The sequence below is a fragment of the Streptomyces sp. ALI-76-A genome (genome assembly GCF_030287445.1).
Lineage (GTDB): Bacteria > Actinomycetota > Actinomycetes > Streptomycetales > Streptomycetaceae > Streptomyces.
In genome coordinates this window covers 638,485-649,894 of sequence record NZ_JASVWB010000002.1, presented here as the reverse complement: position 1 = coordinate 649,894, position 11,410 = coordinate 638,485, and the positions used below count along the sequence as shown (strand labels likewise).

Here is an 11,410-nt window from a genome sequence, read left to right as displayed (position 1 = left end):
AAAGGTGCGCGGTCCGTGATGACGGCAGTTGTACCAACAGGCACTGACAACGTCCGCCGGGGGGTGCGGGATCGAGGGGCGTTGTCAGTGGCGGCCCGTACGGTTCTCGACATGAGGCCGGTGCGAGGGGCACCCGGCGGTGAGGGGAGAGCCATGTACCGGCAGGGAGACGTGCTGATCGTGCCCGTGACGGAGGAGGCGGTGCCCGCGCAGGTGGCCCACGCGCCGAGGGAGCGGCGCGACGCGCGGGGCCGGCTCGTGCTGGCGCTCGGCGAGGTCACCGGGCATGCCCACGCGGTCGTCGGACCGGGGGAGTTGGTGCGTGAGCCGGGGCCGTTCGGGCCGTTCCTGCTGCACCTCCCCCAGGGCGGGCGGGTGGTGCACGAGGAGCACGCGGCGATCCCGCTGCCCAAGGGGTGGTACCGCGTGATCAGACAGCGGGAGTACGTGCCCGGGTCCGTGCGGATCGTGGCGGACTGACACAGCGCGGGGCAACGGGCGGACATGAGGGGCGGGCACATGACGGAGCAGCACATGGCGGAGGGCCACATGACGGGCGGGCACGTGACGGAGGAGCATCCGACCGGGGCGGACACGGACGCGCCGGAGGAGCACCTGACCACGGCGGACATGGACGCGCTGGCGGCGGAGGACAGCGCCTCCGACGGCCTGGGCGCGTGGCGGGCGTGGGCGTCGGCGACCGTTCCCGCCGACCGGGCGGCCGCCGAGGACGGTGTCCGGCGGGCGTACCGGCGGGCCGGACTCGCCGAACCGGAGCGCGTGGTGTGGGCCGGTTCCCCGCGCGCGGCCGTCACGCTGCTCCGGGAACTCGCGGACCGGGGCCCCAGCGTGCGCGACGCGGTCCGCAGCACGCCCTGGGCGCTGGAACGGCGTCGACTGCACGAGGAGTTGGGAGCGGGGGGCTGGTCGGCGCACTGGGCGGCGACCGGTGGACGGTTGTGGGAGTCCACCCAGGCACTCGTGGACCGGATCCGCACCGGCGTTCTCGACGAGCTGGTGGGCCGGGAGACGGGAGCGGAGGCCGCGGAGGTCCGGCTGCTCCTCCTGGACGCCGTGCTCGGACAGCACGACGCCCCCTGGCTCGCCGCGTTCGCCACGGACGACGGTCCCCTCGACGCGGTGTCCGCGGACGGCGGTCCGCTCGACGCGGTGGCCGCGGTGTGCCGCAGCGCGGGCTGGTGGTGGCCGTACGCCCGGGTGGCGGTCGTGTGCGAGCGGCCCGTGGCCCTGCACCGGGACGAGGCCGGCCGGCTCGACCGCGGAGACGGTCCGGCGCTCGCCTATCCGGACGGTTTCGCCCTCCACGCATGGCGCGGCATGCCCGTACCGGCCGAGTTCCTCGCCGAACTGCCCTCCCTGACACCGGAGCGGATCCGGTCCGAGGAGAACGCCGAGCTGCGCCGGGTCATGCTGGAGTACTACGGTTACGACCGCTATCTGACGGACTCCCGAGCCCAGCCCGTGCACCGGGACGTGACGGGCACCCTGTGGCGCATCGATCTGCCGGACGACGAGCCGGTCGCGATGGTGGAGGTGCTCAACTCCACACCGGAACCGGACGGCACCCGGCGCACGTACTGGCTGCGCGTACCGCCCACCACCCGGACCGCGAAGGCGGGCGTCGCCTGGACGTTCGGAGTGGATCCCGAGGTGTACGCGCCGGTCCGGGAGACCTGACGCGGACGCGGCCGGGCGTCACCGGCGGGGGAGCTGGGCCGGTGGTGTCTACGCCCGCGGGGCTGGAAGGCGATCACCTGGGACGCGGCGCCGGCCATACGGGGTGACGCCGCCCGCGGCGTCGGCGGTACCGGGTGATGTCCGCGACGCCCGCGGGGGTCCACGTCCCGGCACGTCCTTCGCCTCGGCCCCCTGCCGGTGCCGCGGCACAGTCCCGCACGATCCGTGAATTTCCTGATGGCGGCGAGGAGCACCGCCCGGCGCCGTCGCTGGCTGAGCGGGCCCGCGGCCGCTGCCGGGCTGTAGGTCTTCCACCGACCGAAACGCGCAGGCAGATCCCGCCACGGTACCCCGGTGCGCTGCCGGAACAGAATCCCGTTGATCACACTGCGATGGCTCTCCCAACGGCCCCAGCGCTGACTGGACTTCGGCAGCTGCGGCTTCAGCCGGGCCCATTCTTCATTTGTGAGATCTCCGCGCCCCATGAGCATGCCAACGAACCAAGGTTGCGGCAGCCACAAGATCCGCCGGACACGCTAGGCGCCCCGTGCTGACGGTGCGGAACCGCATTGCAGGCTCTGCCGATCGGTCCTGGAATCAGTCCAGACCGGTAGCCCATGCCGTCAGCGCGGCGAAGTCGTCGTGGGAAAGGCCGATTCGGGGGTCGACCCGGTGCAGAAGCGCGGGACCGTCGTGGTGCTCGTTCACCCAGGCCCGATCCGCCTCTGTGATCTCGTCGTCGATCCAGGCGAACGCCCGGCCATTCGCCCACGCGACGATCTCCGGCGTCTTCCAGAACACGCCGCCGCCCGGCTCGACGCGCGGCGAGGACCAGGCGATGAAGGGCAGTTCGGGCAGTCCCAGTACCGGTGCGACGAAGGCGTTGGCTTCCTCCTCCCACGTCGTCGCCCACACCAGGTCGAAGGGAAGCGCCCTCAGTGCCGGGCCGTGATTCGGATTGAGCCAGACACGCAGCGGTTTCACCGGCTTGTTCGGCAGCCCCCACTGTGTCAGCCGACGCCGCTCGGCGGCTTCCCAGCGCGGCGTCAGCAGTCGGTGCGTCTCGTATCCCGCGGGACGTCGATGCGGCTTCGCGGCATACGGATTCAGCGGTCCGTCCACATCCACCAACAGCACCGGACGCACCAGCACACCCCCTGATTCTGACCCGCACGGTACCGCCCGACACGAAGACCGCCCAGCGACATTCCGGCAGGCACCGACCTTCAGCGGCCGGCGCTCCGAGCGGATGGGGGTGGAGATAAGGATGTGGATGGGGATGGCATGGGGCGAGATCGCTGGTACGAAGCCGGCGGCAACCCCTGGGACGACAAGGAAGCCCTCGCCGGATCACCCGGATCACCCGGATCGGGGTTTTTCTGCCGCGTCTACTGAGACAACCGCCCTTCCAGGTAACGCCGCACCGGCGGATACACCCCGCCCGGCACCAGTGCCGCAAGCTCCCCGGCCGCGACCCACGCCACCTCTGTCACCTCCCGCGGCGACGCCGCCCGCGCCTTGCCGCCCAACAGTCGGCATGCCACGTACACCACCCGCCAGCCGGACACCGGATGCACCCGGGAACCGAGCACCACCACCGGCGCCACCCACACACCGGCCTCTTCCAGGGCCTCCCGGGCCGCGGCGTCGGAGGGTGTCTCGTCCGGGTCGAGCTTCCCTGACGGGAAAGTCCACCGCAGGGAGCCGACCGGGGAGGCACGGCGAATGAGCAGGACACGGCCGGCGTCGGCGATCACCGCGCCTGCGACGGCGGCGTTCGACCTCACTCGAAGACCCCAACTCCTTCTGGGAAAACAGGCGTTCAGGGGATCCTTACCCACCGCCTGTCAGCCGGCACGCTGAGCGTCATTCACGGGACAAGCCGTAGCAGCGCGTCTCTCGCACAGCCCCCGGTCGAGCCCGGCGGTCGTTCGCGGCCGAGGGCGCGCTCGTCGTGGTGGGCTTGCCGTTCGGGCGCTTCACGATGTCTCCGTACGCGGTGCGTCCGAGACGGACTGAGGCCGAGGTGCTGTTGACCGCCCTCGCCCGCCGCGTCGACCGCGTCAAGCCCGCCGGTGAGGCGTGGCGAGCCACCTCAGCGACACGCTGCGCTCTGGGCGTCGCTGCCGGTGAGCGTCTGGTCGGCGAGCTGACCTGCGGCCCCGGTCCGTGCACGGTGAGACGGCCGTCGTGCCCAGTACCTCGACCCTACTGACTGTGGACGATCTGGATCAGGTTGCCGCAGGTGTCGTCCAGGACCGCGGTGGTGACGGGCCCCATCTCCAGCGGTTCCTGGGTGAAGCGCACCCCGAGCTCGCGCAGCCGCTCGAACTCCGCGCGTACGTCGTCCACGGCGAAGGCGGTGGCCGGGATGCCGTCCTCGACCAGCGCCGTCTTGTACGGCTGCACCGCGGGATGGCCGGAGGGCTCCAGCAGCAGTTCGGTACCGTCCGGGTCCTCCGGTGAGACCACGGTCAGCCATCGGTCCTCGCCCACGGGGACGTCGTGCTTCTTCACGAAGCCCAGTACGCCGGTGTAGAAGCGCAGGGCCTTCTCCTGGTCGTCGACGAAGACGCTGGGCAGGTGAATCCTCATGGGCTGTTCTCCGGTGTGTCGGGCCTGAGCCATCGGGTCACGATCTGCTCGAGAGGCTCGGTGTTGAGGTCGTGGAACTTGTAGCGGCCCTCGCGCCGCGAAAGGACCAGCCCCGCGGATTCCAGGACGGCCAGGTGCTGGCTGATCGCCTGACGGGACAGCCCCAGACCGTGCTTGGTCACCAGCCGTGCGCAGATCTCGAACAGGGTCTGGCCGTTCCGTTCCACCAGTTCGTCGAGGATGCGCCGACGGGTCGGATCCGCCAGTGCCTTGAAGACATCCTCCGCCATGACGGCACCATAGGCAAGTCATCGCTTGCCTATCAAGTCGGGTGCGTCGGCAGCGCCCGCTCGGACGGACGCGCTGCCGCGACGCGGGGCGGTCGTCCGGTCATCCCCGTCCGGTCATCCCCGTCCGGTCGTCCCCGTCCGGTCGCGGACGACGGTCCGCGCGGCGGGTGGGTCGTGAGGGTCGGGCCGATCCGGGCGTCGGCCGGTCGATCGGCCGCCTGACCGGCAGGCTCACCGTGGACGGGTGCGCGGGGCAGCGGAACATCGCACGGTCGGCGGCGCGGAGCGCGGTGGCGGTCGCCCTGGGTTCGCCGGTGCCCGGATCGCGGTCGTAGGGGGGAGGCGCGCTGAGGATGTGGATCCGGATGGTGACCGCTCCGGAAGCGGTACACCGTCGGCCATCGCCTCGACCAGGGGCGGCAGTTGTCGATAACCGCCCACGCGCGAAACCGAGGTAGCTCATTCCGAGCAGTGCCATCGGCTCGACTGACAAGAGGTGTCCGATCACCCGGTCCAGGGTGTCGAGGCCGGCCTCGCGCTCGTAGCGGAACGGGTGGAACGCGCCACCGGATCCGAACATCCCGAGCGTGCTCTGGTCCACCGTCTGGGACCCGCGCTGGGTCAGCGGCCCGACTGTCGACCCGGCCCGGCCCGCATGCCCGCCCCGTTGTAGGAATGCGCCGGTGCGCCGCCCTGCCGTAGGAATGCGCCAGTGTGCCGTCTGCCGTAGGGATGCGCCGGTGCGCCGTCAGCAGGCCGTCGCCGTCGGATCGCGGCGTCCAGCGGTCGGCCGGCAGGACGGCGCCGCGCACCCGTGGCGGGCCCTCGGCCGACGGGTGCCCTGGAGCAACACGTTGGGTCCGGTCGACACGAACTCCTTCAACCACTGTGCCTACGGCGCCGTGGGTGACTGGAGGTTCCAGAACATCGGCGGTCTGTCCGCGATCGACCCCGGCTACAAGCGCTCCCGCGTCGCGCCGGCGCCCGGCGGGAACCTGACGGAAGGCTCGGGAAGCCTCAAGACCGTCTACGGCCCCCTGTCGTCGAAGTGGAGCACCCGCGACGGCACTCTCGACCTGATGGTCACCGTGCCGGTCAACACCGTCGCCGAGGTCCACGTTCCGTCGAAACCCGCTCGGCGGTCACCGAGGGCGGCAGGCCGGCCGACACCGCCAAGGGAGTCCGGTTCCTCCGCATGGAAGGCGGAGCCGCCGTGTTCGAAGTCGGGTCGGTGTCCTACCGTTTCGGCGTCGACACCACCCTCGGCCAGGCAGGCCGCCGAGAAGCCGAGCCGGAGCAGTGAACGACTGGTGGCTCGCCCGGACCCTCCGGGCGAGCCACCAGTCGCTCGGAAGGCCCGACAGGCGCCGGCGTCCATCCCGTCCGTGCGCCTGCGCCCACCTTCCGCTCGGTGCGACACGTGGGTGCCGGGATGGACCTGACGTCGTCGTCGACGAAGCGGGCGGCGTGGGCCCTGGCGAGTGCCTCCGGAGCCCTGCCGGTGTACGGAGCGAGAGGCCGACGTATCCCGGCCCTTTGCTCCTCATCCAGGTCACGTTCGCCGATGCCGCTGGGAGGCACGGTGATCGCCGGGCGCGCGTGGTCCTTCACGGCGTATCCGCTGCCTTCTTCGGCCCGGCGGTCGATGTGGTCGACGAGTGGTGAGTCGTACAGAGCGAAGAGGGGGTCCGGTCCTGGCTCAGGGTGCCCAGTCAGGTGGCGGCGGCAGTGGCCATGACCGTGGCCGCCCGCACGCGTCCGGGCACCGGATCGTCCGGCGCCGGGCCGTCGCGGACACCGACCGTCAGCGGACAGGCCGCACGTCATCGGCCACGTCCTGCACGACCTCGACGGCATTGCTCCAAGCGTTCGGCGCACGCGTCGAACGCTTCGGCGACGTCCCGCGGCGGGAAGTGGTGCGTGGCCAGGTTCGCGGTACGCACCCGCCCGCGGGCCGAGCGTGCCCGTCCGATCCGTTGTCGGCTGCGGTGTGTCCGTCACCATCGCCCACGCCTGCATCCCGGGCCGCCGTGGACCTGCCCGACGACGGCCTGGGACGCCGGCAGGACCTGGGCCAGACCTGCGGCAGGCCGGAAGTGGCACCGCGAAGCCTTTTATGGATACGATGTAACCGTAAAGAGGTCGCGACCGTCTCCCGACCCGTCGGCCGCTTCCTGGCGACCTGCCGCGGTCTGGGGTCCCGGAGCGCGCCGAGTGATGTGTGGGGCAGAGGAGAGCAGCGATGAAGGCAGCAGTGGTGGCGACGGCGGGCGGTGCCGTGCCCGAGTACCAGGACTTCCCCGAGCCCGAGGCGGGCCCGGACCAGCAGATCGTCTCCCTGGTCGCGACCGCGGTCCATCCCGTGGTGCGCGCCAAGGCGTCCGGCGAGCACTACAGCAGCACCGGGCGGTTCCCGCTGGTTCCGGGCGTGGACGCGGTCGCTCGCACCGCCGACGGCACACTCGTGTACACCGGCGACGTCGAGGAGCCCTGGGGCACGTTGGCCGAGCGGATGGCGGTCGGCATGGCCCTCCCGCTCCCGGAGGGGATCGATCCGGTCGCCGTGGCGGCGGGCGTGAACCCGGGCATGTCGTCCTGGATGCCGCTCACCGCCCACGCCGAGGAACAGGGCACGCCGGACACCGTGATGATCGTCGGAGTGACCGGCGCGGCCGGGGGTCTCGCCGTGCAGAACGCGCTGGCGCTCGGCGTGCGGCGCATCGTCGGCGTGGGCCGCGGCGCGGACGACCTCAAGCGTGTGGCGGGCCTCGGCGCCGAGACCGTCGAGATCTTCGGCGACCAGGGCGCCGACGCGGCGGCCATCGCCGCGGCCCTCGACGGCAAGGCCCCCGACCTCGTCCTGGACTTTCTGTGGGGCTCCGTCGCCGAGGCCGTGTTCCAGGCGCTGGCCGCCATGCCCGGCGGTGCCACCAGTTATGTGGAGATCGGCGGCGCGGCCGGTGAGCAGGCCACCGTCCCCGCCTCGCTGCTGCGCAGCCGTCCCTTCCGCCTGAGCGGCAGCGGAATCGGCTCCTTCGACATGCGCCGCTACTTCGTCCAGGTCGCCGCCTATGTACAGCTCATCGCCGACGGCAAGGTGAGGGTGAACGCGCAGGCCTACTCCCTCTCCCAGGTCGGTCAGGCATGGACGGCTCCCGCTGGCCCCCGGCCCGTTCTGACCACCGACTGACGAAGCGGGAGCGGCCACGGCATCGCTCGGGGACGTGGCTCTCCGGTCGGCTGAAGCTTCCGCGGGCCCCGCCAGAAACGTCGCCGGCCTGGGCGGTGCCACCTTGGATCATCGCCGACCGCGCACGGGGCGCACCCCCGCGCGTGATGCGCTCCCGGACTCTGCGCGAGCATCCGAAACGGTGGCGTCTCCCGCCCGGTGCAAGGGTGCCCCACTGTGCCGCTGTGGAAAACGGATACGCTAAGGCCGAAAGTCCTGTCCAGGACATCAGTCCCCAGTCGATGTGGCCGAAGGGGTGACCGTTTCATGGCTTCGGAGGTCCAGCCCGTTCCGGGCAGTGCGGCCTGGTGGGCGAGCCGGACACCTGCTCCCGCCTACCGGCGTGGGCGCCCCCCGATGGACGTCGGCCGGATCGTCGACACGGCTCTGAAGCTCATCGACGACGTCGGGATCCAGGCACTGACTCTGCGGATGCTCGCCGATGCCCTGGACTCGGGAACGGCGACGCTCTACCGGCACTTCAACGGCAAGGACGAACTCCTCGCCCTCGTCGCCGACCGGATCCTGGGCGAAGTCCCTGTGCCGCCGGAGGAGTTGGACGGCCTGCCCTGGCGGGAGGCCGTCAACACCGCAGCGGAGGCCCTCTACGGCGCGCTGTGCCGGCACCCCAACGCGCTGTCGTTGCTGGCCTCCCAGGTCCCCGTGGGCCCCAACGCTCTCCGAGCCAGGGAGCGGCTCATCACGCTCTTCCTGAGCCACGGGTTCCCGGTCGGCCTGGCCGCCCGCGCCTTCACGGCCATCGGCCACTACGTGATCGGCTTCGCCATCCAGCAGCACGGCCCCGGGGTCCCACAACCCGAGGACCACGCGCAACTGCGGGACTACTACCACTCGCTCGACCCGGCCACGTATCCGGCCACGATCACCGCGGCCGACGAGTTGACCTCCGTGTCGCAGCACGACGAGTTCTGGTTCGGCCTGGGTCTGCTCCTCGACGGGTTGGAGCAGGCCAGGTCCAACCCGTCGAAGGAGCGAGCCTGAAGCAGCAGCAGGGCGATGAGCCCGTCGGTAGGTGCTGCTCAGTGCCAGCCGTCGAACAACCCGTTCGTCGCCAGTACGGAAGAGGGAACTGGGCCGGCCGGGGGATACGCCATGACAAGGACGGAACCGCCCCGGACGGCGCCAATGCGGCGAATGGCGATATCTGCACTTGACGTCCCACCTTGTTGGCCGTCCCGGGATCGACGCATTTGTATTCGACGCCCTTCTGCGCACCGCCATTGGGCGGGCTCCAGACCAAGCGGATCCGTCGTGAGATAGCGGGCTGTCGCAGGATCGGGCAAGTGGCGCGAGGCCGCGGTGGTCCCCCTTGAGGGCCACCGCGTTGGGCATCTCCTGCCACACCGCGCTCTGTTCGCCCAGTGCCGCACCGTCCCAGACCCCGAGGGACCGTGCCGTCAGGTCTCAGGTCTCAGGTCTCAGGTCTCAGGGCAGTTCGATCTCCGCCCGGACCTGCTTGCCCGCCGGGTGGGCGTCCACCGTGACGCTCCGGCTGACGGCCTGGACGACCCGAAGACCCTGTCCGCCGACCCGCTGCGGGTCGGCGGGCTGGGGAGCGGGTGGGTGGGGTGAGGTGTCCCAGACCGTGATCCGGGCCAGGCGGCGGTCCGCGGCGAACCTGTCCAGGCCCAGTTCCAGGTGCAGGCCGCAGGGGCCCGGCGCGTGCTGGCGGGCATTGGTCACCAGTTCGCTGACGACCAGCTGGACGGCTGTCTCGGTGGCGGAGTCCGGCGGCCGGGCCCAGCCCGCGGACTCTGCTTCGTCAAGGAACGCGAGCGCCGCCTTACGGGCCGCCGCGCTGGTCGCCGACCCGTCGTGCCAGGTCAGCCGCCGGGGCAGAGGATCACGCTGGTACGAGCGGTGGTGCCCTTCCGACGCAGGCTTGATAGGCGGGATGGCCATGCGAGTGCCCTTCGTTGCTGAGTCAGAGCGTCACATCCGGTACCCAGTGAGCGCGCTGTGACCCCGCGTCTACCCTCTCCCCATGTGGGTAACCCGGCTCTCGCCCAGGTGGCGGACCCCGGTACGCGCCGCGTGCGACGGCGGGATCAGGGCGGGCGCCCGTGCAGCGCGGTCCTGGCGGGCACCGGTGTGCGAGCGCCAGAGGTGTACAGAAGAGGTCCGCTCCGCCATGCTGCCCCTCGTTCCAGGGCGGGCAACTTCATGGACGGCTCACGGGGGATGACTGTGGACGAGCGCTCGGCACACCGGCGTCACACGCCGCGTACCTGGTGGATCATGCGGCCGTTCCGGCGCTTGGAAAGGCGGCTGTGGATGACACCGGCGGACATGAGATCGCGCACGGACCACTTGGCCCGGGTGCTCGGCCCGGATCACCCCGACGTCGTCGCCGCCCGGTCGCGAGCCGCGTTCTGGCTCTCGGAGCGCGGCGACCACGCCGACGCGGTGCTCGAAGCCAGGCGCTGTCGCGCAGCTGACAGCGGCGCGCGGCCCTCATCACCCGGTCCCCCTCAGGCACCGGCAGTCGCTCGCCGACCACCTGGCGAAGGACGGTCGTCCGGACGCGGCGATCGCCGAACGGGAGAGCCTCGCCACCGCCATGACCGCGTCCCTCGGCCGTGCGCACCCGGACACCCAGTCACAGCTGCGCATCGCCGCCCACCTCCGGGGCAGGAACGGGCAGACGGCCGAGTCCGTCAAGTCGCTGACCTCCTTGCTCGCCGAGAGCGAGTCCCTCTTCGGCCGGCAGGACGACGGCACTCGCGTGTGCAGGGAATACCTGGCCGAGGCGCTGGAACGCGACGGTGATGTCCGCGGAGCGCTTCGGCTCGTGAACCAGGCGATCGTCGAGGAGGAGCAGCGCATCTTCCACCTCGAATGCCGCTCGACCCCTGACATCGTCAAGCTGCGCGCCGCGAGGGAACGGCTGACGGCACGGGTCTGACGGCGACGGACGTGAGCGTCCGACCGCGACGGGCGTGAGCGTCCGGACCGCGACGGGCGTGAGCGTCCGGACCGCGACGGGCGTGAGCGTCCGACCGCGACGGGCGTGGCGTCCGGCCGCGCTCTGGACGACGCGGCCGGGCCCGGTTCGCGGTCGGCCCGAGTCAGTCGGCCGCTTCGACGTAGGACGCCAGGTTGGCCAACGAGGAGGCCATCCCGGCCTCGTGGTCCGACGGGTCGATGCCGGGTGGCACGTCGGTGGCGATGACCGTCACCTCGGTTCCGTCGCCTCCTTCGCCGTGGGCAGTGAGCTGCCAGGTCATCGTCATGGTGCCCGAGTACGCCGGATCGTCGGCCTCGAACACCGCCCGCTGCACCACACGCTCCGGTGGCGTCAGGTCGGCGAACCCGACGTCGACGACATCCGTCGCCTGCGACGACTTGCCGGGACTGTCGGAGGCGTCGAGGTAGGTGAGCACCATCCGGAATCCGCCTCCCGGCCGGGGATCCCACCGTTCGATCCGTCCCCGCATGCCGGCCGGCGGCAGCCAGGTCTCGAGGGACTCCCGGTCGAGGAGCGCGTGGTAGACGGCCGACGGTGGCGCCGCGATCACCTGGCTGGCGCGGTCGGTTCTTCCCATGGCCCCGATCCTAGAACCGAGGTGCAACGCCT

11 protein-coding genes and 2 pseudogenes are annotated in these 11,410 nt (G+C 71.4%); 6 read left to right on the top strand and 7 right to left on the bottom strand.

The window, feature by feature from the left end:
• Positions 1-153: 153 nt before the first annotated feature.
• A complete protein-coding gene (locus tag QQS16_RS03610; RefSeq protein WP_286060148.1) occupies positions 154-480 on the top strand; it encodes a DUF8820 family protein in 327 nt (108 codons plus the stop codon).
• Positions 481-630: 150 nt separating this feature from the next.
• Complete coding sequence (locus QQS16_RS03605; protein ID WP_286066216.1) at positions 631-1,698, top strand: DUF6745 domain-containing protein; 1,068 nt, start codon at positions 631-633, stop codon at positions 1,696-1,698.
• A 305-nt stretch (positions 1,699-2,003) separates the two neighbouring features.
• Here the strand turns inward: QQS16_RS03605 and QQS16_RS03600 are convergent.
• From QQS16_RS03600 to QQS16_RS03580, 5 genes and pseudogenes are all read right to left on the bottom strand, one after another.
• Positions 2,004-2,183 (bottom strand): annotated as a pseudogene (locus QQS16_RS03600) (transposase); the annotation flags it as partial.
• Between the two features lie 112 nt (positions 2,184-2,295).
• Positions 2,296-2,847, bottom strand: a complete 552-nt coding sequence (locus tag QQS16_RS03595) for an HAD domain-containing protein (protein WP_286066215.1) — start codon at positions 2,845-2,847, stop codon at positions 2,296-2,298.
• A 239-nt stretch (positions 2,848-3,086) separates the two neighbouring features.
• On the bottom strand, positions 3,087-3,485 hold the full coding sequence (locus QQS16_RS03590; RefSeq protein WP_286060147.1) for an NUDIX hydrolase: 399 nt from the start codon (positions 3,483-3,485) through the stop codon (positions 3,087-3,089).
• A gap of 421 nt (positions 3,486-3,906) precedes the next feature.
• Positions 3,907-4,293, bottom strand: a complete 387-nt coding sequence (locus QQS16_RS03585) for a VOC family protein (RefSeq protein ID WP_286060146.1) — start codon at positions 4,291-4,293, stop codon at positions 3,907-3,909.
• Positions 4,290-4,583, bottom strand: coding sequence for an ArsR/SmtB family transcription factor (locus tag QQS16_RS03580; protein WP_286060145.1), 294 nt, complete (start codon positions 4,581-4,583; stop codon positions 4,290-4,292). The genes QQS16_RS03585 and QQS16_RS03580 overlap by 4 nt, the downstream gene beginning before the upstream one ends.
• A gap of 704 nt (positions 4,584-5,287) precedes the next feature.
• Here QQS16_RS03580 and QQS16_RS43450 point away from each other — a divergent pair.
• The 3 genes and pseudogenes from QQS16_RS43450 to QQS16_RS03570 all read left to right on the top strand — a co-directional run.
• Positions 5,288-5,716 (top strand): annotated as a pseudogene (locus QQS16_RS43450) (alpha-L-rhamnosidase C-terminal domain-containing protein); the annotation flags it as partial.
• A gap of 1,109 nt (positions 5,717-6,825) precedes the next feature.
• Positions 6,826-7,773 (top strand): quinone oxidoreductase family protein, encoded by a 948-nt coding sequence (locus QQS16_RS03575; protein ID WP_286060144.1) that lies wholly within the window; start codon positions 6,826-6,828, stop codon positions 7,771-7,773.
• Positions 7,774-8,079: 306 nt separating this feature from the next.
• Positions 8,080-8,814, top strand: a complete 735-nt coding sequence (locus QQS16_RS03570) for a TetR/AcrR family transcriptional regulator (RefSeq protein ID WP_286060143.1) — start codon at positions 8,080-8,082, stop codon at positions 8,812-8,814.
• A gap of 444 nt (positions 8,815-9,258) precedes the next feature.
• Here QQS16_RS03570 and QQS16_RS03565 read toward each other — a convergent pair whose 3' ends face one another.
• Positions 9,259-9,735, bottom strand: coding sequence for an ATP-binding protein (locus tag QQS16_RS03565; RefSeq protein WP_286060142.1), 477 nt, complete (start codon positions 9,733-9,735; stop codon positions 9,259-9,261).
• Positions 9,736-10,393: 658 nt separating this feature from the next.
• On the opposite strand from QQS16_RS03565, the gene QQS16_RS03560 reads away from it, so the two are divergent.
• Positions 10,394-10,738 (top strand): hypothetical protein, encoded by a 345-nt coding sequence (locus tag QQS16_RS03560; RefSeq protein ID WP_286060141.1) that lies wholly within the window; start codon positions 10,394-10,396, stop codon positions 10,736-10,738.
• Positions 10,739-10,901: 163 nt separating this feature from the next.
• Here the strand turns inward: QQS16_RS03560 and QQS16_RS03555 are convergent, their stop codons facing one another.
• Positions 10,902-11,378, bottom strand: a complete 477-nt coding sequence (locus QQS16_RS03555; protein WP_286060140.1) for an SRPBCC family protein — start codon at positions 11,376-11,378, stop codon at positions 10,902-10,904.
• Positions 11,379-11,410: the final 32 nt, after the last annotated feature.